The sequence below is a fragment of the Ruegeria sp. G12 genome (genome assembly GCF_056533565.1).
The window spans coordinates 96,608-122,799 of the sequence record NZ_JBQFOO010000010.1 but is presented as its reverse complement, the minus strand read 5'-3'; the positions used below and the strand labels follow the sequence as shown (position 1 = coordinate 122,799).

Here is a 26,192-nt window from a genome sequence, read left to right as displayed (position 1 = left end):
CGGGTGCCCGTAGAGGCACCCGGCTATAGCGGTCAGTTACCACCGCGCTGTTGTTGCAGTGTCGCTTGCACCAGATCGTACAGATCCTGCGCTGGCAGACCCTGAGCGGACATGTCCGCGATCCACTGCTCGCGGATCGGATCGGCCGCTGTTGTGCGGAACTCTTCGATCACCGCGTCGTCAATCTCGACCTTCTTAACGCCCTTCTCTTCAAGCACGCTGTCCCATTGTTCGAGCAGCCCGCCATAGTTGGCCAGGTAGTGGTCGATGGCCTCGTCGATGGAACTGTCCAGCGCCTCGCGATGTTCGGGTGACAGCGCCTCGTAGGCGTCGATGTTCACCACAACCGGGCAGTTTACCGTGCCGGGGTTCAGGTTTGCGGTCCACCAATCGGCCTCGTTGATCGTACCGAAAGACAGATGCGCGTGCTGGGCAAAGGCGACCGTGTCGACCACGCCGGATTCCATTGCGTTGAAGGCTTCGGTCGCGGGAACCGAGGTCGGCACACCGCCAACGGCTTCAAACGCCTGCCCAAGACCACCGGTGGCGCGGACCCGCATGCCGTCAAAATCCGACAGTTCGTCGCGCGGCTCGCCGGTGCCCACGATGTTGTACTGCGGCATGGGCGAGGTCATGATGATGCGTGCGTTCCACTGCGCCATCTCATCCTTCACGGCGGGATGGTCATAGACCGCGTGGCTGACAGCCACCTCTTCTTCCAGATTGTTCACGCCGAGGAATGGCAGTTCAAGAACGGTGATCGCGCGATTCTTGTCCCGGTGATACCCGGCGCAGAACTGGGCCATCTCGAACGCGCCGATCTCAATCCCGTCCAGATTCTCGCGCGGTTTCGACAGGCCGCCGTAGCTGACGTTGATGGTGAAGTCTCCGCCGGTTTTCTCGCTGACAAGCTCGGCCAGTTTTTCGACATGTTCAGTAAAGGCGCGGCGCTTGCCCCAGACGGACGCATTCCATTCGGTGGCTGCGGCTTCGGTGACGAAGGCAACGCCCAAGGCGGCGACGGCAGCGCCGCTCAGCATTCTTTTCATAATGATCTCTCCCGTTGGTGCGCCCCTTTGCCGGAGCGCTTGGAAAGAAGCTAGCGCCAACATAACGTTGTGCCAACCCCATGCGGCAGACAGACAAGACAAGTCCGCCGGTCGGATGCAGGAGAGCCAGCCTGTCGGCACCCGGACGCTCGGCCAACCGGAAGCTTTATTCGGTCAGCTTCCGCCTTGACGGATGTTACATTTACCCATTTGTTTAATAAGTTACTTTTCTAATTCTGCGCCCAAAATTTACAAACTCACAGAAAGTTCAAAAATTTCTTTACAAACTAATCCTGATATTTCGGCAATTTATTTATTTATTTTCACGCATCGGTAATATTCAGCGCGGGGAGGAAATGGGTCGACATTTCCAGGGCAACTGGCAGAAACGATCCTACGCATTCCAGTCTTAGAGGAGAGGAGCCTCATATGACCACCGCTGCCCAGGCAGATGCCAAGACATATCCGCCATCCGCAGAAACTGTTGCGCGTGCACATGTAGATGCCGCGAAATACTCCGAGATGTATGCAGCCTCGATCAATGATCCGGACGCATTCTGGGGTGAACAGGGCAAGCGCGTCGACTGGATCAAGCCTTTTTCTCAGGTCAAGGACACGAATTACGACTTCGGTTCGGTCAAAATCAACTGGTATGCCGATGGCACGCTGAACGTTTCGGCAAACTGTCTGGACCGCCACCTGAAAACCCGCGGCGATCAGACGGCGATTATCTGGGAGCCTGACGATCCAAAAGACGCGGCCCAGCACATCACCTATGCGGAACTGCACCGCCGCACCTGCCGGATGGCAAACATCCTGGAATCGCTGGGCGTTCGCAAAGGCGAACGCGTTGTCATTTACCTGCCGATGATCCCCGAAGCAGCCTATGCCATGCTGGCCTGTGCACGGATTGGCGCGATCCATTCGATCGTATTCGCCGGTTTCTCGCCCGATGCTCTCGCGGCCCGGGTCAACGGATGCGACGCCAAAGTTGTGATCACTGCGGACGAGGCACCGCGTGGTGGTCGCAAAACGCCGCTGAAATCGAACGCGGATGCGGCCTTGCTGCACTGTAAGGACACGGTCAAATGTCTGGTGGTCAAGCGGACCGGCGGTCAGACCACATGGATCGCGGATCGCGACTTTGATTACAACGAAATGGCGCTTGAAGCGGATGATTACTGCGCCCCGGCTGAAATGAATGCCGAGGACCCGTTGTTCATCCTCTATACCTCAGGCTCGACCGGTCAACCGAAAGGGGTTGTTCACACGACCGGCGGTTATCTGGTCTATGCCTCGATGACGCATGAGATCACCTTTGATTACCACGAAGGTGACATCTACTGGTGTACCGCTGACGTAGGCTGGGTCACCGGTCACAGCTATATTGTCTATGGTCCGCTCGCCAACGGCGCGACCACGCTGATGTTCGAAGGCGTACCCACCTTTCCCGACGCGGGTCGGTTCTGGGAAGTCTGCGCGAAACACAAGGTGAACCAGTTCTACACCGCCCCCACCGCGATCCGCGCGCTGATGGGCCAGGGTAATGAGTGGGTCGAAAAGCACGACCTGAGCGATCTGCGGACGCTCGGCACCGTGGGCGAACCGATCAACCCCGAGGCCTGGAACTGGTACAACGACGTTGTCGGCAAGGGCAAATGCCCGATCGTGGACACCTGGTGGCAGACCGAAACCGGCGGTCACCTGATGACCCCCCTGCCCGGCGCACATTCGATGAAGCCCGGCTCGGCGATGAAACCGTTCTTCGGCATCCAACCGGTGGTTCTGGACCCGCAATCCGGGGTCGAGATCAACGGCAACGGGGTCGAGGGCGTTCTGTGCATCAAGGACAGCTGGCCCGGCCAGATGCGCACCGTCTGGGGCGACCATGAGCGGTTCGAGAAAACCTATTTCTCGGACTACAAAGGCTACTATTTCACCGGTGACGGTTGCCGCCGCGACGAGGATGGCGATTACTGGATCACCGGCCGCGTCGATGACGTGATCAACGTCTCGGGCCACCGCATGGGCACCGCCGAAGTGGAAAGCGCGCTGGTGGCGCATGCGGCCGTGGCTGAAGCCGCTGTTGTGGGCTATCCCCATGAAATCAAGGGGCAAGGCATCTATTGCTACGTCACGCTGATGAATGATCGTGAACCCTCGGACGAGCTTATGAAAGAGCTGCGCACCTGGGTTCGGACCGAGATCGGGCCGATTGCCAGCCCGGACGTGATCCAGTGGTCGCCGGGCCTGCCCAAGACCCGCTCGGGCAAGATCATGCGCCGTATCCTGCGCAAGATTGCCGAGAACGATTTCGGCTCGCTGGGCGATACCTCGACACTGGCCGATCCGTCGGTTGTCGATGATCTGATCCAGAACCGCGCGAACAAGTGAGGGTGTGATGGACGCTGACACGGTCACACCCCCCGCTGTTCTGATCCTTCTCGGCCCTCCGGGCGCCGGGAAGGGAACTCAGGCCCGTATGCTGGAAGAGAAGTTTGGCCTCGTGCAACTCAGCACCGGCGATTTGTTGCGTGCTGCGGTTGCTGCCGGGACCGAGGCAGGGAAAGCCGCAAAGGCCGTCATGGATGCAGGCGATCTGGTTAGCGATGAAATCGTCATCGCCATCCTGCGCGACCGCATGGCCGAGCCGGATTGCGCCAAGGGTGTAATTCTGGACGGCTTTCCCCGCACCACGGTTCAGGCCGAGGCGCTGGACGGGCTGTTGTCGGAAAACGGCCAGAAGATCAGCGCCGCAATCAGCCTTGAGGTTGAGGACGCGGAAATGGTCACCCGCATCTCGGGTCGCTACACCTGCGCCGGTTGCGGCGAGGGCTACCACGACACGTTCAAGCAGCCCGCCGTCGAAGGCACCTGCGACAAGTGCGGCCATACCGAGTTCAAGCGCCGCGCGGATGACAATGCTGAAACCGTGGCCTCGCGCCTGCAGGCCTATCACGCGCAGACCGCGCCGCTGATCAACTACTACGAAACTCATGGTGTCCTGCAGCGCACGGACGCCATGGGCAAGATCGAAAACATTGCCAGCGATCTTGAGACGATCGTCGGCAACACGATGAACTAAGGAGGGGATAGAAAGCCGCAAGGCTTTGATTCCAAAAAGAATACTTCAAGGACCCGCTCTGGCGGAACCAAGAAGTTTTGCCTGACGTCATGAGTCGTCCGGCACATGTGAGAAGCGGCCCGAGGCACTGGAGGAGTTGGGCACGGGCCGCCCAACGAGGAAGCGAAGGAGGACCCCGCATGGCGGATCAATCTACGAACTCCGCGCAGACTGCCGAGGCCGATAAGGGCTATTGGCAGGCCAACCTGCGTCTAATCTACATCAGCCTCGCGATCTGGGCGCTGGTGTCATTTGGATTCGGCATTCTGCTGCGTCCGCTGCTGTCGGGCATCTCCGTCGGCGGAACCGATCTGGGCTTTTGGTTCGCTCAGCAGGGATCAATTCTGGTCTTTCTGGTGCTGATCTTCAACTACGCCTGGCGCATGAACAAGCTGGACGCCGAGTTCGGCGTGGACGAAGAGTAAGGGAGAGCGGGGATAATGGATCAGTTTACCATCAACCTGCTGTTTGTTGGCGCATCCTTCGCGCTATACATCGGCATCGCGATCTGGGCCCGCGCGGGTTCCACATCGGAATTCTACGCCGCCGGTCGCGGCGTTCACCCGGTCACCAACGGTATGGCGACAGCGGCGGACTGGATGTCTGCGGCCTCGTTCATCTCGATGGCGGGCCTGATTGCCTTTACCGGCTATGACAACTCGACCTTCCTGATGGGTTGGACCGGTGGCTACGTGCTGCTGGCTCTGCTGCTTGCGCCTTACCTGCGTAAGTTCGGCAAATACACCGTCTCGGAATTCATCGGCGACCGTTTCTACAGCCAGACCGCACGTATCGTTGCAGTTGTCTGCCTGATCGTCGCGTCGGTGACCTACGTTATCGGTCAGATGACCGGTGTGGGCGTGGCCTTTGGTCGCTTCCTCGAGGTGTCGAACACATCCGGTCTGCTGATCGGTGCCTGTGTCGTGTTTGCCTACGCGGTGTTTGGTGGGATGAAGGGCGTGACCTACACTCAGGTCGCTCAGTACTGCGTGCTGATCACCGCCTACACCATCCCGGCGATCTTCATCTCGCTGCAGCTGACCGGCACGCCGATCCCTGCACTGGGTCTGTTCGGTGACACCGCCAGCGGTGAGCCCCTGCTGACCAAGCTGGATGCGATCGTGACCGAGCTGGGCTTCAACGACTATACAGCACACCACTCGAACACGCTGAACATGGTTCTGTTCACGCTATCGCTGATGATCGGTACCGCCGGTCTGCCGCACGTGATCATGCGCTTCTTCACCGTGCCGAGAGTGTCGGATGCCCGCTGGTCGGCTGGCTGGACGCTGGTCTTCATCGCGCTGCTGTACCTGACCGCCCCTGCGGTTGGCGCAATGGCTCGCCTGAACATCACCGACATGATGTGGCCCAATGGTGGCATCCAAGGTGGCGCTGTCTCTGTTGAGGAAATCGACTCCGATCCGCGCTATGACTGGATGAAGACTTGGCAGAAAACCGGCCTGTTGGATTGGGAAGACAAGAACGGCGACGGCAAAATCCAGTACTACAACGATGCCAATGCAGACATGCAGGCACTCGCTGAAGAAAAAGGCTGGGTTGGAAACGAGCTGACCAAGTTCAACCGTGACATCCTGGTTCTGGCCAACCCCGAGATTGCCAACCTGCCGGGTTGGGTGATCGGTCTGGTCGCTGCCGGTGGTCTTGCGGCTGCTCTGTCGACCGCTGCGGGCCTGTTGTTGGCAATCTCGTCGGCTGTGTCCCACGACCTTGTCAAAGGTGCGATCAATCCGCAGATCTCGGAAAAAGGTGAACTGCTGGCCGCGCGTATCGCAATGGCCGTAGCCATCCTGGTTGCAACCTATCTGGGTCTGAACCCACCGGGCTTTGCGGCACAAACCGTGGCCTTGGCCTTTGGTCTGGCGGCTGCCTCGATCTTCCCGGCGCTGATGATGGGGATCTTCTCGACCCGCATCAACAACACCGGCGCGGTTGCAGGTATGCTGGCTGGTCTGGTCGTCACATTGGTCTACATCTTCCTGCACAAGGGCTGGCTGTTCATTCCGGGCACCAACTCGTTCACCGATGCTGACCCGCTGCTGGGTCCGATCAAGTCGACCTCGTTCGGCGCAATCGGTGCGATGATCAACTTTGCGACTGCCTACATTGTTGCAGGCATGACCAAAGAGACTCCGCAGGAGATCAAAGATCTGGTCGAAAGCGTTCGCATTCCCCGTGGCGCGGGCGCAGCTCAGAATAAATGAGCCTGATGCGGCATATGGTTAACTTCCATCTGCCGCGTCTTTCGACTTACTTGTCCCGCCCGGCATACCACCGGGCGGGATTTTTCTTTCAGACAACCGGAGACATATGATGCCCCTGTCCCATGACCAGATAACCCGGTTCCTGAAATCCGTGCACCCTTATGACTCTCTGCCGGAAACAGTGCTTGAGGACATCGCCAAGCAGATTGAGGTTTGGGAAGTTGACGAGGACGGCAGCGTTTACGATTTGGGCCACACCCTGCCCGGCGTTTTCGTGATCTATGAAGGACAGGTCGAAATCACCGATGAGAACGGCGAGGTTGTGTCTCATCTGGGTCTGCGTAATTCATTTGGCGAACGCGGGCTTCTCAAAGACGGCAAAGCCACGACCAAGGCGCGAGCGAATTCGCCTTCGGTCCTGATCGTTCTGCCCCCCGATCTGGTGCGCGAACTGATCGACGGTCATGACGTCGTTTCAAAATTCTTCAACCGAACACGGGGTGGACGCTCCGGTCCGCAAAGCCTGGCAACCAGCGCTATCGACGTGCTGATGGCCCACAATCCAGCCACCTGCCCTCCGGCAACATCGGTTCGGGACGCGGCGCAGATCATGCGCGACAAGCGGATTTCGTCGCTGTGTGTCAGTGATCAAAACAAGCTTCTGGGCATTGCGACCCTGCGGGACATCTCGGGCAAATACGTAGCCGATGCGATGGCACCGGATACGCCGGTCTCGGCGATCATGACGCCTGACCCTGTCACCCTGTCACCCTCCGACATCGGATCGGACGTGCTGCACGTGATGATGGAGCGTGGGATCGGCCACATCCCGATCTGCGAAGGCGGGCAACTGGTCGGTATCGTCACCCAAACGGACCTGACCCACTATCAGGCCGTAAACTCAGCCGAACTGGTGCGGCAGATTGCGAACGCAAGTTCGGCCGAGGATATGGCGCAGGTCACGGCAGAAATCCCGCAGCTTCTGGTGCAGCTTGTGGCCAGCGGCAACCGGCATGAGATCGTCACCCGACTGATTACCGACGTTGCAGATACGGTCACGCGGCGGCTTCTGGCGCTGGCCGAGGAAAAGCTTGGCCCGCCACCGGTGCCTTATCTTTGGCTGGCCTGCGGGTCGCAGGGGCGGCAGGAACAGACAGGCGTGTCGGATCAGGACAATTGCCTGATGCTGGACGACAGCGTGACCGAGGGTGACATGCCCTATTTCGCCGCGCTTGCGAAATTCGTGTCAGACGGGCTGGACGTCTGCGGGTATTTCTATTGCCCCGGCGATATGATGGCGACCAATCCGCGCTGGTGTCAGCCGGTGCAGGTCTGGCGCGAGTATTTCAGCGGCTGGATCGCAAAACCGAACCCCGAAGCGCAGATGCTGGCCTCGGTCATGTTCGACCTGCGCCCGATTGGCGGCGCGTTCGACTTGTTTGCCAACCTACAGGCGGAAACCCTGAAAGCCGCCAGCGCCAATTCAATCTTTGTCGCGCACATGATCGCGAATTCGCTGAAACACACCCCACCCTTGGGCCTGCTGCGCGGCTTTGCGACCATCCGGTCAGGCGAGCATCGCAACACACTGGATCTGAAACACAACGGCGTTGTCCCGGTGGTCGATCTGGCGCGCATCTACAGCCTGCAGGGCCAACTGCCCGAGGCCAACACCCGCGCCCGCTTGAAAGCCGGCGAAGGCGCAGGCGTGCTCAGCCCGTCGGGCGCACGGGACTTGCTGGACGCATACGACCTGATCGCCGAAACCCGGCTCGAACATCAGGTCAGGCTGGTGAAATCCGGCGACAAACCGGATAATTACCTGCCCCCCTCAAATCTGTCGGACTTTGAGCGAAGTCATCTTAGGGATGCGTTTGTGGTGATAAAAACAATGCAGTCCGCAGTGGGGCACGGTAAGGGGATGTTAGGATAAGGGCGCGCCAACACAGAGCGCAGGGATCGCCTTCGGCGACCGTATTTGGAACGAGAAGAAGAGGCGGTTCACGCCTGAAGGGTGGAGGATACATATGTTTCTTGAATTGATCGGCACGATTTTTGCGGGCTTTGCGTTTGCGGGCGTCGTGATGGTGCTGAACAAGCTGACAGGCGGGCGTCTGCCTCGCTGGGTGACCCCTGTTGCTGCCGGGCTGGGGATGATCGGCATGACCATCGCCAGCGAGTATTCCTGGTATGAGCGCACCCGCGATACCCTGCCCGGCAGTCTTGAGATTATCGAAGTGGTCGAAAGCCGCGCGTTCTATCGCCCTTGGACCTATGCGGTGCCCTTTGTCGACCGTTTCGCGGCCATCGACACAGTCTCGGTGCGCAAGAATAACGAGGTGCCGGACCAGCGCCTTGTCGATCTGTATTTCTTTGGCCGCTGGGCCCCGGTGTCCAAACTCCCGGTCGCTGTCAACTGCGCCGAAAACCGCCGCGCCAGCCTGGCCGACGGGGTCGAGTTCGGAGATGACGGCCGTGTGCTGAACGCAGACTGGGTCACCCCCGGTTCCGACGACCCGATTATCGAGGCAACCTGCGGAGTCTGATCATGCTGACCAAGCTGAGCCTGCGCCTGCGCGTCTTTCTGTTCTTCTGCCTCCTGGCTGTGGGCGGGCTGGCTGTCAGCGCGGTTGCGCTTTGGGTCAGTTATGCACGGTCCAACGAACCGGAATTGTTGGATTCGTTCATCTTCGCCGAAATCCTGATTGCCTTCGGATTTCTCGCCATGATCGCCGGGATTTGGCTGCTGTTCGACGACAATGTCGCCAAACCGATTGAGCGCCTGTCTGCCGAATTGCGCGCGCGGGCACATGCGGGCGTCAGCACGGACATGGATCTGGACGCTGCAAAGTACCTTGGCGATCTTGCCCCGGCCGCCGCCGGACTTGCGGATCGATTGTCCGACAAAACCATGAACATTGCCGAGGCCATCGCCGCCGAAACCGCAAACCTCGCGTCGGAAAAACAGCGGCTGACGGCGCTGCTGACAGAAATCCCCGTCGCCATGCTGCTGGCGGGGCCGACGCATAAAATCGTTCTCTATGACGCGCAAGCGGCCGAGGTTCTGGCCCAGATCGCCCATCCCCGACTGAATGCCTCGCTTTTTGAATACCTCGATCCGACGCATTTGGAAGGAGCCTATGCGAAGCTGACGAAGACGGGCATGGACGTGACCTGCACGTTGCGCAGTGTCGACGGAAATCAGACCTATTCGGCACGGATGAAACCGCTGGGCGACGCGCCTGGCTACATGCTGATTTTCGACGACAGCGCGGCGCAAATCTCGCCCGATGCCGAACGCCCACTGGTCTATGATTTCGATCTGCTTAAAACCGCCACTGAAGGCGAATTTGAAAGCCTCTCGCTATCCGATCTGTGCTTCGTGGTCTTCGACACCGAAACCACCGGCCTGCTGCCGCACAAGGACGAAATCGTCCAGATCGGCGCGGTTCGGGTTCTTAATGGCCGGATTGTCGAAGGTGAGCGCATTGACACGCTGGTCAATCCCGGCATTCCGATCCCGCCCGCCTCGACCCGGGTTCACAAGGTCAGCGACCAGATGGTTCGGGGCGCGCCGGACATTGCCGAGGCCGGGCGGCTCTTTCACCAGTTTGCCCGCGATGCGGTGATCGTGGCCCATAACGCACCGTTCGACATGGCCTTTCTGCGTCGCCACGCCAAGCGCATGAACGTCGAATGGGATCACCCGATTCTGGATACGGTCCTGCTGTCGGCGGTTCTGTTCGGAGCCAGCGACACCCACACGCTGGACGCGCTGTGCGACCGGCTGGACATCGAAATCCCCGAGGCGCTGCGCCACACCGCCCTTGGGGACGCAGTAGCAACAGCCGAGGCGCTGGTTAAGATGTTGCCGATGCTACAGGCCCGCGGCATGAACACCTTCGGGGCTGTCATTGTCGAGACGCGTAAACATGGTCGTCTGCTCGAAGACCTGAACTGACCTGCCGTAATATCCCGGTCAAAGTCAGCTTTCGATGGACAAACCCCGCAGGCCATGGCACCTGATGCGCGGCCAAGGAACACGCGCGATGACCGAAAAGACCTTTACCCCCAGTCCGGATCAAAGTCTCGCCTTTCGCGAGGCTTTGGGGGCTTTTGGCACAGGTGTGACCGTCATCACCACGGAAACGGAACAAGGGCCGCGCGCGATCACCGTGAACTCTTTCGCGTCAGTGTCACTGGACCCGCCGCTGGTCTTGTGGTGTCTGGCCAAAGACTCGAACCGCTTCGGGGCGTTCTGCGACTGCCAGCACTACTCGATCCATATCATGGCGCAGGAACAGCAGGATCAGGCGCTGCGGTTTGCTCGCGACGGAGCCGATTTCTCGCATGCCGAATGGGCCGCGGACGCGTCTGGCCGCCCGCGTCTGGCCAATTGTCTCGCGCGGTTCGATTGCCGCCTGCATGCCCGCCACGAGGCCGGAGATCATTTGATCCTGATCGGCCAGGTCGAAACGGTCATGCACCGACCTGGGCAAGGCCTGATTTTCAAGCGCGGGCAGTTTGGCAAGTTTCTCGACAACATCTGAATATTCGTTTCTCTTCATCTCTGGCGAGTGGCCCGATAAATTGCTATCTGGCCCGCGACCACCACAGGCAATGCTCTCGGAGAGAAGATGATCAGCAGCAAAAAGAACTTTGTCTTCGTGCACATTCCTAAGACTGCCGGTAGTTCGGTCACGTATTGCCTGCGGCACGATTTTGACCGCGAGAACAGGGCACAGCGCCTTATAAACAGCATTTCGAAACGCGTGTCGGGTCGCAAAATATATGAGATCACGCAGTTCCAACCGTTGCCAAACCACGCTACGGCGGCTGAGTATCTTGCCCATTTCGGCGATCGTTACTGGTCGATGAAAAGCTTCAGCTTCGTGCGAAACCCGTACGACCTTATGGTTTCGCTTTTCTTTTACATGCAGCAGGCTCCGCAACATCCAGACCATCAAAAAGTACAGGGGCTGAGTTTTCGGGATTACGTGCTGCAGACCTATCACCCCGATCGCCCCGAAAGCCGACAGGTGCGTTATCTTGTGGACGATGAAGGGCGCAGTCTTGTTCAGAAAATCGGGCGTGTCGAAACGGTCTCGGAAAGCTTCGCGGAAATTACGCGGCATCTGGGGATCAACGCTGAGTTGCCACACCTGAACAAATCGAAGCGTGGCAGTTACCTAAAGCATTATGACGACGAGACGATTGATCTGGTTGCGCGCGTGTTCCGCACTGATTTTGAGATGTTGGGCTATAGCCTTGACCCGAACTGCACCGATGTCACAGCGATGCAGTTAAAACCGCATCCAAAGCTCTTGATGCAATAGCAGTTCCCTGATTTTGGAACCACCGCTCTCGGCTCACTCATCCAATGAGCCATGCACGGCCAAAGCCTCAAGCTCGGCCTCTTGCGGGGTGATGACGCGAAACGCTTCGTGCACGCCTGCGTCGGACAACTCGCGGGCGACGGTGAGCAGAGTGTTGGGCCCGTGTTCGTCGCAAAGCTCTGACATATGCGCGATTTCGGCTTGGGCCACCTCTAACGCGGCGTCGATGGATGGCGCGCCGTAGAGTTGCACGAAATGCTCGGCCAGATTTTGCGCCACCTGATCCTTCTCCGCAGGTTCGATCTGCGTTACGGCAACAAACGTAACACGACCGAAGGTCTCTAACCCCAGCCAGCCATTGGCAAAGGCCTGACGCGCTTTGCCCTCCAGATCGCCCTCGCCCCAGTTCGAGAACTCGAATCCGCCCGAGATGCACCATTCCCCAGTGCGCGCCGGGGAGTGAAAGACGTTCATGTCGCTTTCGTCGAAGTGAATTGCACGGGCCAGTTTCATCAGGCGGTCTCCAACAATTGCGTCAAGGGGCGCAGTTGCGTATCTGCGCCGTCGCGGATCAGCATTCCAAAGCGCTCGTCTGTGCCAAGGAATACTCCAGCATCCACCGGTTCTCCGACTCCACGCAGCAGCCCCATCCATTCGGCGTGAAGTGGTGCGTTGCCGTCTTCTTGCCACCGGTTGAGCCAGGTCAGCATATGGCGCGACCAGCTTTCGACCAACTGTGTTGGCGACACATCGGCACAGCCCTCATCGTAGAGCGCGGTCACATCCGGCGTTTCCCCCGGCGCGTCGCTGGTCTGCAGCAGGGCCAGTTCCCATCCGACAACCAGCCAATCGGGCTGATCCTCGGGCGTTTGCGTGGAAGCAGCCACGCGAAACGTCCCGCATTTGGCCCCGTTCACGCAAATCAAACCGTCCCAGCCCAGATGCACGGCAACCTCGGGCGGGGCCAGAGCGCCCAGTGCGTTCTGGAACCCGACGGCGCAGAGCGGCAGCATCGCCATTGCATCCTGCAAGGGAACCTCAGGGGCGAAGACGATTGCGACGCGCAGACGATCAGCCTGAATGTTGTAGGCAACCGTTCCCGCATCGCAACCAAGCGTTGCAATTGCCTGCGCGCGTTCAAACGGATCCTCCCCACCCTTCACGGGTTGCCCTGAAAGCAATGGAGGAAAGACCGGCTCGCTCATGCGTTGCCTTTGGCGACCAGGTCGCGGGCGATCTTGCGGAAGGCTCCGGCCTGCGGGCTGTCGGGCTTGCTGACCACGATGGGCGCGCCTCCGTCCGCCGCCACGCGGATGTCCAGATGCAACGGGATTTCACCCAACAACGGTACGCCCATGGCCTCGGCCTCGGATGCGACGCCACCATGACCGAACACATGCTCCTCGTGCCCGCAGTTCGAGCAGATATGGGTAGACATGTTTTCGATCATCCCAACGATGGGGGTCTTGAGTTGGTTGAACATGTCGATCCCCTTGCGGGCGTCGATCAGCGCCACATCCTGCGGGGTTGAGACGACGATGGCCCCATCCACCTGAAACTTTTGGCTGAGCGTCAGTTGCACGTCGCCGGTGCCCGGCGGCAGGTCGACAATCAGCACATCCAGCGCCCCCCATTGCACCTGGCTCATCATCTGCTGCAGCGCGCCCATCAGCATCGGCCCGCGCCAGACAACGGCCTGCCCTTCATTGGTCATCAGACCCATCGACATCATGGTGACGCCGTGATTGCGCAGCGGCAGGATCGTTTTGCCATCGGGGCTGGCCGGACGGCCCGAGACACCCAGCATTCGTGGCTGCGACGGGCCATAGACGTCGGCGTCCAGCAAGCCAACGCGACGACCTTCCGCGGCCAAAGCACAGGCGAGGTTGGCCGACACAGTAGACTTACCCACGCCCCCTTTGCCCGAGGCAACCGCAATAATCCGATCCACCCCCGGCACCGCCTGCGGTCCGGTCTGCGAGGGCTTCGGCTTGGGCTTCAAATCCGGCGGGGCCTTGTCGGAATGCGCCGTCAGCATGGCGGAGACCTTAGAGACACCGTCCACCATCTGCGCCGCCTGCTCGGCGGTCGCGCGCACAGGTTCCATCTTTTCGGCGTGTTTGGGATCAATCTCGAGCACAAACCTCACTGTGTCACCTTCGACATTCAGCGCGCGCACGACACCGGCGCTGACGATGTCCTGCCCGGAAACCGGGTCGGTGATCTTTTTCAGGTTCGCAAGAACCGCGTCACGGACACTCATGCCTTTGCCTCATTGATTTGCCGAACCGCGTGGCTGCCATTCATTGCATGTGTCTCCGTCTCATTCTGTTCATTTGACGCATCCCGCCCTGCGCCGTTAGGCTGCGGCATGCGCGTTATCCTCTTGTGCCTGAGCCTGACGCTCACCGCTAGCCCCTCTTGGTCGCAGGAGGCCATTGGCCTTGCCGCCCCGGCTGAGGTTTCGGACTCGGGCCTGTTGCAACATATTCTTCCGCGCTTCTCACTCAAGACCGGGATACGCGTGATTGCTGACGAAACCGGCGTCATGACCCTGACGACCGCCCCGCCGGGCGAGCCGGTTTTTGCCCGTGGCGAAACCGTTTACTTCCTGCAAACCGAAGAGAACGCCCGACAGGCCCGGTTCCGCGACTGGCTGCTGTCCGATATCGGCAAACGGACGGTTGAAAGCTTCGCCCCACCGGAAGGCGCGCCGTTCAGCGCCTCGTTCGAGATCGCAGCGGCAGTTGATGACACCGCCGTAGACGGCAACACCGTCTTGGGCGAGGAATTGTCGATGATCCATTGCGGGCGTTGCCATGTCATCGGGCCGGAGAACCGGATGAACGGCCTTGGTTCGACCCCGTCTTTTGCCGTGCTGCGGTCCCTGCCCGATTGGTCCGAACGGTTCGAGGCGTTCTTTGCCCTCAACCCCCACCCGGCCTTCACGCAGATCGACGGGGTGACGCCACCCTTCGATCCGACGCGCCCTTCGCCCATCGTTCCGGTCGAGATGACATTGGACGATCTTGAGGCGATCCTGGCCTTCGTCTCGGTCATCAGCGCAGCCGATCTGGGCGCGCCGCTGCAACATCAGTGATCCTTCCGTTTTGAGAAATAGTCATCCGTGGTCACAACACGCGGCTTCGGGTTGGACTGTAACGGATTGTCCTGCTGCTGGAACTGCGCGTTCACCCGGCAATTGTCGCACATCTGGATCATCCGTGCCTTGTCCGAGGTTGCGAACATCGGATGGGTGCCGGACAGCTTCTCCATAATGCGCTCGACCGTGGATTTCACCCCGAACAGCGCGCCGCACTCGACGCAGGCAAAGGGTTCTTCCTCGTTCAAAACCTGCTGGGACAGGGCGGCGTCGCTCAGGTCAAGCTGCGGGACCAGCGTGATTGCGTTCTCGGGGCAGATGCCACGGCACAGGCCACATTGCAGGCAAGCGTCCTGCTGGAAGTTCAGTTGCGGCTTGTCCGGGTTGTCGATCAGCGCACCGGACGGGCAGAGCGACACGCAGCTCAGACACAGTGTGCAGGCGTCGGTGTCCACGGCCACCGCCCCGTAAGGCGCGTTTTCCGGCAAGGGCAACGGGGCCTCGGCCCCTGGGTTCAGCGCCTGCGCTGCAAGGCGGGCGATTTGCCTGCGGTTGCCCAGCGGCAGGACCGGATCGGGCAAAGGCGCGGGGACGTCCTGTGAATATAAGAGTTCAGACAAGGTGTCGGGATCATTCTCTTCTATCAACCCCAACCCGGCCTCGGGTGCAATCGCCTGTGCCAGCGCAAGCTCCGAGGTAAGCGCATCCCGCTCGGTCGTCGGGGCTAGCAGAATATCGACCCGCGCAAAACCATGCGCCAACGCAGCCAGCATCTCGGCATGGCCGAACCCGGAAATCACCGACAGTTCCAACGGAATGACATCCGCTGGCAAGCCCCGTCCAAAGCGGGCGGAAAGCCGGATCATCTCGGCCCCGAAGGCATCATGCACCAACAGTCGCGGCGCGGTGCCCCCGGCGCGTCGGTAGGTACGCGCCAGAATGTGCAGGCGGGACAGCAGCGCCGAAACTGGTGGGTCCTCATAGGTGATCGCGGTCGATGGGCAGACGGCTGAACATTCCCCGCATCCGGCACAGACCATCGGGTCGATGGCCACATGCTCGCCCGCAGGCGTTATCGCCCCTGTCGGGCAGATATCCAGACAGTTCGTGCAAGCCACCTGTTCGGCGCGGGAATGCGCGCACAGGGTTTCCTCAAGCCGCACGTAAAGCGGTTTTTCGAAGGTGCCCACAAGCTGCGCCGCGTCAAATGCCAGCCGTTCGATGGCAACGGTATCTTTGGGATCGGCGCGAAGATACCCCTCGCGCTTGGCGGGGGCCTGAACGAATGGCGTCCCTCCGGCCAGATCAATGACGATGTCACAGGCCGAGCGCGCGCCATCGCGCGGTTCGGACCACCGGAATTCACCGCGCCCGCCGGGTTCAAGCTGTTGCAATGCATCCAGTTTCAGCGAAAACCCACCCAGCGCGCCAGTCAGGGATTTCACGCGCCCACGAATGACGTCGAACGCGCGTGACGTTGCCTGTGCCTCGTCCATCACCAGGACCGTCACGGCCAGCGTTTCGGCCAAACGGTCGGCGAGTGGGAACGCCACCTCGCCCGCTCCGACGATGAAACATGTGCCTTCGCTTATGACGTCCACGCTTGAGGTAATTGGCTGCGGCACCATCGCCTCGGCGGTCAGCGCCGCCATTTTGGCGGTGGCGTTCTGGCCCTGAACGGTCCAGCCCGCCCGGTCCCGCAGATCAACGAAGCCCGGCGTCTCAACACCCAAATCCTCGACCAGGTCCCGAAACACCGCTTGCTCCTGCCCGCAGGCGATCAGCGCCGTTTCGCCATCTTTCAGAAGCTCCGCTGCTGCGCCCAGTTCTTTGGTACATAACGCGGTGTGCACCTTAGAGCAGTCAACATCGCAAGCCGCAGCGATCCCGTCGGCATCCACAGTTTGCGACCCTGCGCAATCACAGAGCAGTAGTTTCATGCAAATTCCTCCCCAACTTCCTGACCACTTTAGGCCGTAGAAAGGCAGAGGCAATGTAAACCCGCAAAAACGCCATGAGTTTGGGTTTCACCGCCCCGCAAGGTCGTTAACAGCATAAACTAACAGTGATGTGCCCTGTTTCCATTCAATACAGGCTTGGCAGGTGGCGGTTTTGTGTACCATAGTAGACCTTGGGGAAGGCAGGGGAGAGCCTTCCGGGGAGGACTGAGTGGCCAAGGCCGCAAACCAGATAGAGATGCCGGTTGGCGTCGTCGTGCGCAAAACCCCCGGTGTAACCCGGTGGGCGAAATGGAACTGGCGCGCCGTTGCTGCGCTGCCCGGCGCGGGCCCTGCGGACTGGATTGAATTGCGCCGTGAAGGCGACGCGGTCGAGTACCATGCTGCCACCTTGCCCCTGAAACTCTGGTCGGATGAGACCGAAGCCTACATGGCCAACCTGTCGGACGGGCAGCCATCGGTCTATCTTGTGATGCGCAATGAGCCCAGCGGCGAGCACCCACTGACAGCGGTTTTGATCACGGCCTCGCCCTATGAGGGGCAGGATTACGCGGATACGGGCGAAGAGATCGTCGAAAAGATTCCGATGACCGAAGGGCTTATCGCCTGGGTTCGCGATTTCACTCTGCAGCATCATCAGGACGAGGTTTTCGTCAAACGCCGCCGCGACAAGAAGCGCACGGACCTGGTTGAGGATGGCAAGGGGGATGCGCGTATCCGGCAGACCTCGGACGTGTACCGCGCACCGCGGAGGGCCGTGCATTGACCGAAGCGCGCGATTTCTGGTCCCGCCGCAAGGCGGCGGTGCAGGCTGAGGCCGAGGCTGATCAGGTCGCGCTGGAAGAACAGGCGCTCGCAGATCAGCACGCTGAACTGGAAGAAAAGACCGATGCCGAGATACTGGCGGAATTCAACCTGCCCGACCCGGATGCGCTACAGCCCGGTGACGATGTTTCGGGCTTTATGGCCAAGGCGGTACCGGACCGTTTGCGCCGCCGCGCGCTGCGGCGGTTGTGGCGGTTGAACCCGGTACTGGCCAATGTTGACGGGTTGGTGGATTACGGAGAGGATTTCACCGACGCGGCCTGCGTGATCGAAAACCTGCAGACCACCTATCAGGTCGGCAAGGGGATGCTGGCGCATGTCGAAGCTCTGGCCGCAGATGAGGAAGAGAGCGAAGAGGAAGAAGACCTTCCCCCCGAGCCTCTGGTCGCGGAAGAGGAACCGCAGGACGCCCCTGTCCCCGTTGAGGTCGAAGTGGCTCAAGTTGATGAAGACGAAGACATGGACCTAACCCCTGCCCCACGCCGCATGACGTTTGAGTTCGAAGGATAACGCAATGACCGCAAGCGAAGCGCAACAGATGGATGTCTCGGCCGAGGATCGACTGCGCGCGGATTTCTACAACTTTCTGGGGCTGATGCTATCGGCCCCGCCGGATCAGATGCTGCTGGATCAGGTCTCGGGCCTGAGCGGTGACGAAACCGATCTGGGGCAAGCCATTCGGACCATGGCGCGGGTGGCCAAAGTAACGAAACCCGCCGCCGCCGAGCGCGAGTTTAACGCGCTGTTCATCGGTCTGGGGCGGGGTGAGTTATTGCCCTATGCCAGTTTCTACCTGACCGGGTTCCTGAACGAGAAGCCTCTGGCACAGTTGCGCAATGACATGGCCGCGCGCGGCATCACCCGCGCGCAAAACGTGTTCGAACCCGAAGACAACATCGCCTCGCTGATGGAGATGATGGCGGGCATGATCGTAGGCCGGTTTGGTGCGCCCGCCTCTCTGGACGACCAAAAAGCGTTCTGGAACAAACATATCGGCCCTTGGGCTGTGCATTTCTATTCGGATTTGGAAGCCGCTGAAAACTCGGTTCTCTATGCCTCGGTCGGCACCGCTGGCCGGACCTTTATGGAGATCGAGCGGGAAGCCTTCCGAATGACGGCGGCCTAGGCTGCCACTCGCCGGCGCCGCAATCGGCGCTATGTCGCAAATGGGAAAGGAGGACTCCCATGAGCAAGACCAAGGAAGAAGGCGCAAGCCGCCGCGACTTCCTCAAACTGGCCGGAACCGCAGCGCCTGCTGCTGTCGCCGCCGCCAGCCTGACCGGGAATGCCGAAGCAGCCGAGCTGCCAACGGATGAAACCCGGATGCAGGACACCGCGCATACCCGCGCCTACTTCGAAAGCACCCGGTTCTAGGATCGGATGCCTTCACCACCCGACTGACGGTTGCGATTGGCCCTGACGTCGGTTTGAGAAGTACCAAGCCAGCCGTGGCTGACACGGCGCGCAAGGGAGGAAACCAATGCTTAGGAAAAAGACCAACGGGGTTGCGAGACGCCCCCAGCGGACAAGTATCCTGTCCCAGGTCGGCGAGAAAACCGTCGATCGCCGCGCATTCCTGCGTGGCTCGGGCCTGACGATCGGCGGCCTTGCCGCGATCAGCGCCACGGGTGGAACCGTGACGCCAGCCAGCGCCCAGACAGCGGCCAATCAGGCCGTCGAAAACATCAAATCCGTATGCACCCACTGCTCGGTCGGCTGCACAGTCGTTGCCGAAGTGCAGAACGGCGTCTGGGTCGGGCAGGAACCCGGCTGGGACAGCCCATTCAACCTGGGTGCGCACTGCGCCAAAGGGGCCTCGGTTCGCGAGCACGCCCATGGCGAGCGCCGCCTGAAATACCCGATGAAAAAGGAAGGCGGCGAGTGGAAGCGCATCAGCTGGGAACAGGCGATCAACGAGATCGGCGACGGTATGATGAGCATCCGCGAAGAATCCGGGCCGGACAGCGTGTACTGGCTGGGATCAGCGAAGCATAACAACGAACAAGCCTATCTGTTCCGCAAGTTCGCCGCCTACTGGGGCACGAACAATGTGGACCATCAGGCCCGTATCTGCCACTCGACCACTGTTGCGGGTGTTGCGAATACATGGGGCTACGGCGCCATGACCAATTCGTATAACGACATCCATAACTCTCGGGCCATCTTCATCATCGGCGGCAACCCGGCCGAGGCGCATCCCGTCTCGCTGCTGCATGTTCTGCGCGCGAAAGAGCAGAACAATGCCCCGCTGATCGTCTGCGACCCGCGCTTCACGCGCACCGCGGCGCACGCGGATGAATATGTCCGCTTCCGCCCCGGTACAGACGTTGCGCTGATCTGGGGTATCCTTTGGCACATCTTCGATAACGGTTGGGAGGACAAAGAGTTCATCCGCACCCGTGTCTGGGGCATGGACCAGATCCGTGAAGAGGTTGCCAAGTGGAACCCGGATGAGGTCGAGCGCGTCACCGGTACTCCGGGCTCGCAACTGAAACGCGTTGCGCGCACCATGGCCAACAACCGTCCCGGCACGGTGATCTGGTGCATGGGCGGTACCCAGCACACCAACGGCAACAACAACACCCGCGCCTATTGCGTGCTTCAGCTTGCGCTGGGCAACATGGGCACCTCGGGTGGTGGCACCAACATTTTCCGCGGCCATGACAACGTGCAGGGCGCGACGGACCTTGGTGTTCTGTCCCATACCCTGCCCGGCTATTACGGCCTGTCGAACGGTGCCTGGGGCCATTGGAGCCGCGTCTGGGGCGAGGATCTGGATTGGCTGAAAGGTCAGTTCGCCACGATCAAGGACAAGGAAGGCAAGGACAAGCCGCTGATGAACGAGCGAGGCATCCCTGTCTCTCGCTGGATCGACGGTGTTCTGGAAGACCCGGCCAACATGGATCAGGACAACGCTGTCCGCGCCATGGTTCTGTGGGGTCACGCTCCGAACTCGCAAACGCGGGGACCGGAGATGAAGACGGCGATGGAGAAGCTGGACATGCTGGTCGTGATCGACCCGTATCCCACCGTTTCCGCCGTTCTGCATGACCGCACCGATGGCGTCTATCTGTTGCCTGCCTGTACGCAGTTCGAAACCCGTGGCTCGGTCACGGCGTCGAACCGGTCGCTGCAGTGGCGCGACAAGATCGTCGATCCGCTGTTCGAAAGTCTGCCGGACGAGGTCATCATGGCCAAGTTCGCCAACAAATTCGGCTGGGCGGATCGGTTCTTCCGCAATATCGAGATGGAAGACGCCGAGACCCCGAATGTTGAAAGCATCACGCGTGAGTTCAACTCGGGCCTCTGGACCATCGGATATACTGGTCAGTCGCCAGAACGTCTGAAAAGCCACATGGCCAACCAGCATACGTTCGACAGAACGACGCTGCAGGCTGTTGGCGGCCCGAACGACGGCGAGTACTACGGTCTGCCCTGGCCCTGCTGGGGAACGGCAGAGATGGGTCATACGGGGACACCGAACCTCTATGACATGTCCAAACCGGTGGCCGAAGGTGGCCTGACCTTCCGCGCGCGCTTTGGCGTGGAACGGGATGGTGACAACCTGCTGGCCGAAGGGGTCTATAGCGCCGGGTCGGAAATTCAGGATGGATACCCTGAATTCACGATGCAGATGCTGATGGACCTCGGCTGGGATGGCGACCTGACCGCCGAGGAACGCGCGGCAATCGACGCTGTTGCGGGCCCAGAAACCAACTGGAAGACCGACCTGTCCGGCGGCATCCAGCGGGTCGCGATCGAGCATGGCTGCGCGCCCTTCGGGAACGCAAAGGCGCGCGCGGTCGTCTGGACCTTCCCGGACCCGATCCCACTGCATCGCGAGCCGCTCTATACGAACCGGCGCGATCTGGTCGAGGACTATCCGACCTACGAGGACCGGCACGCTTATCGCCTGCCCACCCTTTATGCTTCGATCCAGAAGAACGACTTTTCAAAGGATTACCCGATAATCCTCACGTCTGGTCGTCTGGTCGAATATGAAGGCGGCGGCGAAGAAACCCGGTCGAACCCGTGGCTGGCCGAGCTGCAGCAGGACATGTTCGTCGAGATCAACCCGCGCGATGCCAACAACCTTGGTATCCGTGACGGGCAACAGGTCTGGGTCGAAGGTCCCGAAGGCGGCAAGGTCAAGGTTATGGCGATGCTGACCAACAGGGTCGGTGCCGGTGTGGCCTTCATGCCCTTCCACTTCGGCGGCCATTTCCAGGGTCAGGATTTGCGGGACAAATACCCCGCTGGCGCTGATCCCTATGTGCTGGGTGAAAGTTCCAACACCGCCCAGACCTATGGCTACGACTCAGTGACCCAGATGCAGGAGACCAAAGCGACTCTCTGCAAAATCTCGGCAGCGTAAGGAGGAAAGTTAATGGCTAGAGCAAAGTTTCTCTGCGACGCTGAACGCTGCATCGAGTGCAACGCCTGCGTGACCGCGTGTAAGAACGAACACGAGGTCCCGTGGGGCATCAACCGCCGTAGGGTGGTGACGATCAATGACGGCAACCCGGGCGAACGCTCGATTTCGGTGGCCTGTATGCATTGCTCGGATGCGCCTTGCATGGCGGTGTGCCCGGTCGACTGCTTCTATCAGAACGAAGAAGGGGTCGTCCTGCATTCCAAGGACCTGTGCATTGGCTGCGGCTATTGCTTCTACGCGTGCCCCTTCGGCGCGCCGCAATACCCACAGGCGGGCAATTTCGGATCGCGCGGCAAGATGGACAAATGTACCTTCTGCGCCGGTGGCCCCGAAGAAACGCACTCGACCGCAGAGTTCGCCAAATATGGTCGCAACCGGATCGCCGAGGGCAAACTGCCCATCTGCGCCGAAATGTGTTCCACCAAGGCCCTGCTAGCCGGTGACGGCGACGTGGTGTCCGCCGTTTACCGCGAACGCGTCGTGGCGCGCGGGTTTGGCTCGGGCGCTTGGGGTTGGGGCACAGCCTACGACCAGAAAGACGGCTAAGGCTGCTTTCATGAACCAAACAGGCGACCCGCATCCGTGGGTCGCCTGATCAGGGATTTTGACCGAGGTTCAGATGTTCCGCTTACTCATCGCAGTGCTGTTCACCCTGGGGTTGGCGCAGGCCGCTGTCGCGCAAACCAACGAAACCGAGACACCGGCCGCCGCAAACGAGCGCACCTCAACCGGTGGTGCGACAACGCTTGAAGATATTCTGGCGCGACAGCGCGGCGAAAAAGTGGATAACAGCTATCGCTCGGAAAACACCGGTCAGGGCAATGTCGAAGGCCTGCTGGGGCAGTTTGGAACGCGCGGCGTGGCCTCGGACAGCGATGTTTACCGTGCGCTGCGGTACGGGTCGGCGGATGTGACCGTGTCATCGAAAGGGCCTGCAGCCAGCGTGCTGATACAGGACGGCGGAATGTGGTGGTTGAATTTCCGCACCGGACCGCTGCGCGAGTATGGCACGTATATTCTGGGCGGGATGATTGCCATCATCGTCCTGTTCTTCCTGATCCGCGGGAAAATCCGGATCGACGGGGAAAAGACAGGTCGCACCGTGACGCGGTTCAACGGGCTTGAACGCTTTGGCCACTGGTTGTTTGCCGGATCGTTCCTGATCCTCGGAATCACCGGCCTGCTGACACTCTATGGCCGCGACTTCCTGATCCCGATCTTTGGGAAAGAGGGCTTTGCCATCATCGCGCAGGGCTGCAAATGGCTGCATAACAACCTTGCCTGGGCTTTTATGTTGGGCCTGATCATCGTGACGGTGACCTGGATCGTCCACAATATCCCCAACCGCACCGACCTGAGATGGCTGGCCGCTGGCGGCGGTCTGTTCACCAAAAACAGCCACCCACCCGCCAAGAAATTCAATGCTGGGCAAAAGATCATTTTCTGGTCCTGCATCATCTTGGGGGTTTCGATCAGCCTGTCCGGCCTGTCGCTGCTGTTCCCGTTCGAACTGCCGCTTTTCGCCAAAACCTTCTCGGTCGCCAATGCCACCGGCATTCCGCAGATGATGGGCCTGAACTTGCCGGTGCAGATGTCACCGCAGGAGGAAATGCAATACGCGCAGGTCTGGCACGTGATGATTGCCTATGTGTTCATCGCCATCATCATCGCGCATATCTACCTCGGCTCGGTCGGGATGGAGGGCGCGTTTCAGGCCATGGGCAGCGGCGAGGTCGAAGAACAATGGGCGCGCGAGCATCACTCGCTATGGCTGGAAGAGGTTCAGGAAAAAGAGGCCGGGAAAGCAGCAGCCTCGCCCGCTGAATAGATGCGAGGGCTGGTGCTGGCACTGGCGCTGTTACCTCTGCCTGCAGCGGCCGAATTCTTTACGCTGAAGGGTCATGGCGGACCCATCATGGGGATCGCCACAGCTCCCGACGGACGCATCGCCACAGCCAGCTTCGACAATTCCGTTGGTCTGTGGACCGGGCAGATGCCCGAATGGCTGGAAGGGCACGAAGCCGCTGTGAATTCGGTCGCGTTCAACGGTACAGCGATCTACTCCGCCGGGGACGATTTCACCCTGCGCCGCTGGCCGGGCGGGGAGGTTGTGGGCCAGCACAAAGGCAAGATTGTCGGCCTCGCCGCATCCAAAACCCATGTCGCGACCGCCAGTTGGGACGGCACCATTGGCCTGTGGCCGGTGGACGGGTCGCGGCCCACGATGCTTGGCCCAACCGGCAGCGGCGTGAATGCTGTGGTGTTTTCACCCGATGGAACGCAACTGTATTCCGCAGGCATGGACGGGTCATTGCGCCTGTGGGATGTTTCGACAGGAGCTGAGTTAAACCGGCTGGTCGAACACGGTTTCGGCATCAACGAATTGGTCCTGAACGCACAGGACAACTGGATCGCCTACGGTGCGGTGGACGGTGTCACCCGCATTCTGAACCTGACGAATGGCGAGGAACGCGATTTCACACTGGGCCGCCGCCCGATCCTTGCACTGGCCCTCAACCCGGATCGCAGCCTTTTGGCCGTGGGCGATGGCGAAGGCTACATCATGGTCATCGACACGGCTGAATGGCGCATCGCTCAGGATTTCCGAGCTACCCTGCGCGGGCCGGTCTGGGCTCTGGCCTTTTCCGTTGACGGCGAAAACATCCATGCAGGCGGCATTGACGAGGCGATGTATAGTTGGCCTGTGACCGCCTTGTCCGATCAGGAACAGATGGCCGCCACTGAACCGAGCTTCCTGAAAGACCCCGAGGAAATGGACAACGGTGAACGCCAGTTCGCCCGCAAATGTTCGATCTGCCACAGCCTGACCCCCGAAAGTGAGCGACGCGCCGGGCCGACCCTGCATCGCCTCTTCGGCCGCCCCGCCGGAACACTGCCAGGATATTTGTACTCGGATACGCTGCAAGACTCTGATATCATTTGGAATGAACAGACAATCAACGCCCTTTTCGATGAAGGGCCGGACCACTACATTCCGGGGTCAAAAATGCCGATGCAACGAATAACGCAAGCGCAGGACAGGGCGGATCTGATCGCCTTTCTGCGGCGCGCAACGGCGGACCAGAACTGAACCGGAGGAGATTATGAAAGCATTTCTCGCCGCCGTCGCCGCAATGATCGTCATCACAGTTGCCGCGCCCTATGTGCTGGATCAGATCGGGTTCAGCGCGGCGGATGCGGGCTCGGGTTCAGCCGTGCGTCTGGATTGAATGTCCGAATACCTGACCACCCGTGAATTGGCCGATCTGCTGCGCATTGGCGAACGGAAGGCCTATGATCTTGCCTCATCGGGCGAGGTCCCCTGCGTCCGCGCCATGGGCAAGCTGCTGTTCCCGCGGGCCGAGGTCATAGCTTGGCTCAACGCCTCACGCTCAGGCCCGCAGGTCGCTGAACCGCCCCTGCCCCCGATTGTTGCAGGCAGCCACGATCCCCTGCTGGACTGGGCCCTGCGGGAAAGCGGTTCAGGTCTTGCCACATACTATGACGGCTCGTTCGACGGGCTGAGTCGCCTCGCCGACCGCAGCGCACAGGCCGCCGCGCTGCATATCCACGAAGAGGACGGGTTCAACACAAGTGCCCTGCGCGATGCATTGGGCGAAGCCCCGGTCGTGCTGTACGAGGTCGCCCAAAGACAGCGCGGCCTGCTGCTGGCCCCCGGCATCTCGGACATCGCGGGGTTCAGCGACCTGAAGGGCCGCCGCGTCGTTCTACGCCAGAACAGCGCCGCCAGCCAGCGCCTGTTCGACACGCAGCTTCAGGCTCACGGCCTAACGCGCGATGACCTCGACACCCTGTCCACCTGCGCGCGCACCGAAGAAGAACTGGCCATCGCCCTGCACGACGCCAAGGCCGAGGCAGGTTTCGGGCTGGGTGCATTAGCGGGGCTCTACAACCTCGGGTTCACGCCAACCCATTCCGAACGGCTGGATCTTGCCATCTGGCGTCGCGCATGTTTCGACACACCGATGCAGAAGCTTCTCGCGTTCATGCAGTCCGAACCATTCGCCAGACGGGCCGCCGAATTTGGCGGCTATGACCTGTCAAACCTCGGCCAGATCCACCACAACGGAGCCAGCGGCTGACGCGCTTCGTCTTTTCTCAAATACTCTCGCCGAA

25 protein-coding genes are annotated in these 26,192 nt (G+C 60.4%); 20 read left to right on the top strand and 5 right to left on the bottom strand.

The genetic code is table 11. The features are described 5' to 3' along the window. Positions 1-32: 32 nt before the first annotated feature. A complete protein-coding gene (locus ACR0JN_RS19710; protein WP_480817959.1) occupies positions 33-1,049 on the bottom strand; it encodes a C4-dicarboxylate TRAP transporter substrate-binding protein in 1,017 nt (338 codons plus the stop codon). A gap of 429 nt (positions 1,050-1,478) precedes the next feature. Between ACR0JN_RS19710 and acs the strand changes: the two genes are divergently transcribed. From acs to ACR0JN_RS19665, 9 genes are all read left to right on the top strand, one after another. Beyond that, positions 1,479-3,443 carry an acetate--CoA ligase gene (acs, locus tag ACR0JN_RS19705; RefSeq protein ID WP_480888205.1) on the top strand — a complete coding sequence of 655 codons (1,965 nt, stop codon included), beginning with the start codon at positions 1,479-1,481 and terminating at the stop codon, positions 3,441-3,443. A gap of 7 nt (positions 3,444-3,450) precedes the next feature. After that, a complete protein-coding gene (locus ACR0JN_RS19700) occupies positions 3,451-4,134 on the top strand; it encodes an adenylate kinase (RefSeq protein WP_480888204.1) in 684 nt (227 codons plus the stop codon). Between the two features lie 179 nt (positions 4,135-4,313). Continuing rightward, entirely contained in the window at positions 4,314-4,598 is a 285-nt protein-coding gene (locus ACR0JN_RS19695) for a DUF4212 domain-containing protein (protein ID WP_480610301.1), read from the top strand. A gap of 15 nt (positions 4,599-4,613) precedes the next feature. Then, positions 4,614-6,398, top strand: coding sequence for a sodium:solute symporter family protein (locus ACR0JN_RS19690; protein ID WP_480888203.1), 1,785 nt, complete (start codon positions 4,614-4,616; stop codon positions 6,396-6,398). Positions 6,399-6,507: 109 nt separating this feature from the next. Continuing rightward, a complete protein-coding gene (locus tag ACR0JN_RS19685) occupies positions 6,508-8,331 on the top strand; it encodes a DUF294 nucleotidyltransferase-like domain-containing protein (RefSeq protein ID WP_480888202.1) in 1,824 nt (607 codons plus the stop codon). A gap of 94 nt (positions 8,332-8,425) precedes the next feature. Then, positions 8,426-8,944, top strand: a complete 519-nt coding sequence (locus ACR0JN_RS19680; protein WP_480888201.1) for a hypothetical protein — start codon at positions 8,426-8,428, stop codon at positions 8,942-8,944. A gap of 2 nt (positions 8,945-8,946) precedes the next feature. Then, positions 8,947-10,359 (top strand): 3'-5' exonuclease, encoded by a 1,413-nt coding sequence (locus ACR0JN_RS19675; RefSeq protein ID WP_480888200.1) that lies wholly within the window; start codon positions 8,947-8,949, stop codon positions 10,357-10,359. A gap of 88 nt (positions 10,360-10,447) precedes the next feature. Next, entirely contained in the window at positions 10,448-10,948 is a 501-nt protein-coding gene (locus ACR0JN_RS19670) for a flavin reductase family protein (RefSeq protein ID WP_480817951.1), read from the top strand. A gap of 87 nt (positions 10,949-11,035) precedes the next feature. Further along, entirely contained in the window at positions 11,036-11,734 is a 699-nt protein-coding gene (locus tag ACR0JN_RS19665; protein ID WP_480888199.1) for a sulfotransferase family 2 domain-containing protein, read from the top strand. A gap of 33 nt (positions 11,735-11,767) precedes the next feature. Here ACR0JN_RS19665 and ACR0JN_RS19660 read toward each other — a convergent pair whose 3' ends face one another. Genes ACR0JN_RS19660 through ACR0JN_RS19650 form a run of 3 tightly spaced genes read right to left on the bottom strand, consistent with a single transcriptional unit; the run spans position 11,768 to position 13,997 of the window. After that, positions 11,768-12,247: a DUF6505 family protein gene (locus ACR0JN_RS19660; RefSeq protein WP_480888198.1), complete on the bottom strand. Its 480-nt coding sequence runs from the start codon at positions 12,245-12,247 to the stop codon at positions 11,768-11,770. Beyond that, entirely contained in the window at positions 12,247-12,939 is a 693-nt protein-coding gene (locus ACR0JN_RS19655) for a biotin/lipoate--protein ligase family protein (protein ID WP_480888197.1), read from the bottom strand. Before ACR0JN_RS19655 ends, ACR0JN_RS19660 begins: the two co-directional genes overlap by 1 nt. Then, positions 12,936-13,997 carry an Mrp/NBP35 family ATP-binding protein gene (locus ACR0JN_RS19650; protein WP_480888196.1) on the bottom strand — a complete coding sequence of 354 codons (1,062 nt, stop codon included), beginning with the start codon at positions 13,995-13,997 and terminating at the stop codon, positions 12,936-12,938. Before ACR0JN_RS19650 ends, ACR0JN_RS19655 begins: the two co-directional genes overlap by 4 nt. A gap of 108 nt (positions 13,998-14,105) precedes the next feature. On the opposite strand from ACR0JN_RS19650, the gene ACR0JN_RS19645 reads away from it, so the two are divergent. Next, on the top strand, positions 14,106-14,834 hold the full coding sequence (locus ACR0JN_RS19645; RefSeq protein ID WP_480888195.1) for a hypothetical protein: 729 nt from the start codon (positions 14,106-14,108) through the stop codon (positions 14,832-14,834). On the opposite strand, the gene ACR0JN_RS19640 is transcribed toward ACR0JN_RS19645, so the two are convergent. Then, positions 14,828-16,777 (bottom strand): 4Fe-4S binding protein, encoded by a 1,950-nt coding sequence (locus ACR0JN_RS19640; RefSeq protein WP_480888194.1) that lies wholly within the window; start codon positions 16,775-16,777, stop codon positions 14,828-14,830. The two genes, ACR0JN_RS19645 and ACR0JN_RS19640, sit on opposite strands and share 7 nt — an antisense overlap. Positions 16,778-17,006: 229 nt before the next feature. Here ACR0JN_RS19640 and ACR0JN_RS19635 point away from each other — a divergent pair, with 229 nt between their 5' ends. From ACR0JN_RS19635 to ACR0JN_RS19590, 10 genes are all read left to right on the top strand, one after another. Next, positions 17,007-17,561: a DUF3305 domain-containing protein gene (locus ACR0JN_RS19635; protein ID WP_480817944.1), complete on the top strand. Its 555-nt coding sequence runs from the start codon at positions 17,007-17,009 to the stop codon at positions 17,559-17,561. Next, positions 17,558-18,130, top strand: coding sequence for a DUF3306 domain-containing protein (locus ACR0JN_RS19630; protein WP_480888193.1), 573 nt, complete (start codon positions 17,558-17,560; stop codon positions 18,128-18,130). The genes ACR0JN_RS19635 and ACR0JN_RS19630 overlap by 4 nt, the downstream gene beginning before the upstream one ends. Positions 18,131-18,134: 4 nt before the next feature. Continuing rightward, positions 18,135-18,746, top strand: coding sequence for a TorD/DmsD family molecular chaperone (locus tag ACR0JN_RS19625; RefSeq protein WP_480888192.1), 612 nt, complete (start codon positions 18,135-18,137; stop codon positions 18,744-18,746). Positions 18,747-18,805: 59 nt separating this feature from the next. Further along, positions 18,806-18,994 (top strand): ubiquinol-cytochrome c reductase iron-sulfur subunit N-terminal domain-containing protein, encoded by a 189-nt coding sequence (locus ACR0JN_RS19620; protein WP_480888191.1) that lies wholly within the window; start codon positions 18,806-18,808, stop codon positions 18,992-18,994. Between the two features lie 106 nt (positions 18,995-19,100). Further along, a complete protein-coding gene (locus ACR0JN_RS19615; protein WP_480817940.1) occupies positions 19,101-21,995 on the top strand; it encodes a formate dehydrogenase subunit alpha in 2,895 nt (964 codons plus the stop codon). Between the two features lie 12 nt (positions 21,996-22,007). Continuing rightward, a complete protein-coding gene (gene fdh3B / locus ACR0JN_RS19610) occupies positions 22,008-22,601 on the top strand; it encodes a formate dehydrogenase FDH3 subunit beta (RefSeq protein WP_010439472.1) in 594 nt (197 codons plus the stop codon). Positions 22,602-22,674: 73 nt separating this feature from the next. Next, positions 22,675-23,883 carry a formate dehydrogenase subunit gamma gene (locus tag ACR0JN_RS19605; RefSeq protein ID WP_480888190.1) on the top strand — a complete coding sequence of 403 codons (1,209 nt, stop codon included), beginning with the start codon at positions 22,675-22,677 and terminating at the stop codon, positions 23,881-23,883. Then, the gene (locus ACR0JN_RS19600; protein WP_480888189.1) at positions 23,884-25,146 is read left to right on the top strand and encodes a c-type cytochrome; all 1,263 of its coding nucleotides are present in this window, start codon (positions 23,884-23,886) and stop codon (positions 25,144-25,146) included. It abuts the gene before it with no gap. Between the two features lie 13 nt (positions 25,147-25,159). After that, positions 25,160-25,285, top strand: coding sequence for a hypothetical protein (locus tag ACR0JN_RS19595; protein WP_480888188.1), 126 nt, complete (start codon positions 25,160-25,162; stop codon positions 25,283-25,285). Further along, complete coding sequence (locus tag ACR0JN_RS19590; protein ID WP_480888187.1) at positions 25,286-26,158, top strand: substrate-binding domain-containing protein; 873 nt, start codon at positions 25,286-25,288, stop codon at positions 26,156-26,158. The last annotated feature ends 34 nt before the right edge of the window (positions 26,159-26,192 follow it).

Coding starts and splice junctions, on each gene's coding strand:
- ACR0JN_RS19685 (WP_480888202.1), top strand. CDS start 6,508: ATGCCCCTGTCCCATGACCAGATAACCCGGTTCCTGAAATCCGTGCAC.
- ACR0JN_RS19615 (WP_480817940.1), top strand. CDS start 19,101: ATGCTTAGGAAAAAGACCAACGGGGTTGCGAGACGCCCCCAGCGGACA.
- ACR0JN_RS19645 (WP_480888195.1), top strand. CDS start 14,106: ATGCGCGTTATCCTCTTGTGCCTGAGCCTGACGCTCACCGCTAGCCCC.
- ACR0JN_RS19590 (WP_480888187.1), top strand. CDS start 25,286: ATGTCCGAATACCTGACCACCCGTGAATTGGCCGATCTGCTGCGCATT.
- ACR0JN_RS19675 (WP_480888200.1), top strand. CDS start 8,947: ATGCTGACCAAGCTGAGCCTGCGCCTGCGCGTCTTTCTGTTCTTCTGC.
- ACR0JN_RS19650 (WP_480888196.1), bottom strand. CDS start 13,997: ATGAGTGTCCGTGACGCGGTTCTTGCGAACCTGAAAAAGATCACCGAC.
- ACR0JN_RS19710 (WP_480817959.1), bottom strand. CDS start 1,049: ATGAAAAGAATGCTGAGCGGCGCTGCCGTCGCCGCCTTGGGCGTTGCC.
- ACR0JN_RS19620 (WP_480888191.1), top strand. CDS start 18,806: ATGAGCAAGACCAAGGAAGAAGGCGCAAGCCGCCGCGACTTCCTCAAA.
- ACR0JN_RS19670 (WP_480817951.1), top strand. CDS start 10,448: ATGACCGAAAAGACCTTTACCCCCAGTCCGGATCAAAGTCTCGCCTTT.
- ACR0JN_RS19655 (WP_480888197.1), bottom strand. CDS start 12,939: ATGAGCGAGCCGGTCTTTCCTCCATTGCTTTCAGGGCAACCCGTGAAG.
- ACR0JN_RS19640 (WP_480888194.1), bottom strand. CDS start 16,777: ATGAAACTACTGCTCTGTGATTGCGCAGGGTCGCAAACTGTGGATGCC.
- ACR0JN_RS19595 (WP_480888188.1), top strand. CDS start 25,160: ATGAAAGCATTTCTCGCCGCCGTCGCCGCAATGATCGTCATCACAGTT.
- fdh3B (WP_010439472.1), top strand. CDS start 22,008: ATGGCTAGAGCAAAGTTTCTCTGCGACGCTGAACGCTGCATCGAGTGC.
- ACR0JN_RS19600 (WP_480888189.1), top strand. CDS start 23,884: ATGCGAGGGCTGGTGCTGGCACTGGCGCTGTTACCTCTGCCTGCAGCG.
- ACR0JN_RS19625 (WP_480888192.1), top strand. CDS start 18,135: ATGACCGCAAGCGAAGCGCAACAGATGGATGTCTCGGCCGAGGATCGA.
- ACR0JN_RS19690 (WP_480888203.1), top strand. CDS start 4,614: ATGGATCAGTTTACCATCAACCTGCTGTTTGTTGGCGCATCCTTCGCG.
- ACR0JN_RS19700 (WP_480888204.1), top strand. CDS start 3,451: ATGGACGCTGACACGGTCACACCCCCCGCTGTTCTGATCCTTCTCGGC.
- ACR0JN_RS19660 (WP_480888198.1), bottom strand. CDS start 12,247: ATGAAACTGGCCCGTGCAATTCACTTCGACGAAAGCGACATGAACGTC.
- ACR0JN_RS19695 (WP_480610301.1), top strand. CDS start 4,314: ATGGCGGATCAATCTACGAACTCCGCGCAGACTGCCGAGGCCGATAAG.
- ACR0JN_RS19680 (WP_480888201.1), top strand. CDS start 8,426: ATGTTTCTTGAATTGATCGGCACGATTTTTGCGGGCTTTGCGTTTGCG.
- ACR0JN_RS19605 (WP_480888190.1), top strand. CDS start 22,675: ATGTTCCGCTTACTCATCGCAGTGCTGTTCACCCTGGGGTTGGCGCAG.
- ACR0JN_RS19665 (WP_480888199.1), top strand. CDS start 11,036: ATGATCAGCAGCAAAAAGAACTTTGTCTTCGTGCACATTCCTAAGACT.
- acs (WP_480888205.1), top strand. CDS start 1,479: ATGACCACCGCTGCCCAGGCAGATGCCAAGACATATCCGCCATCCGCA.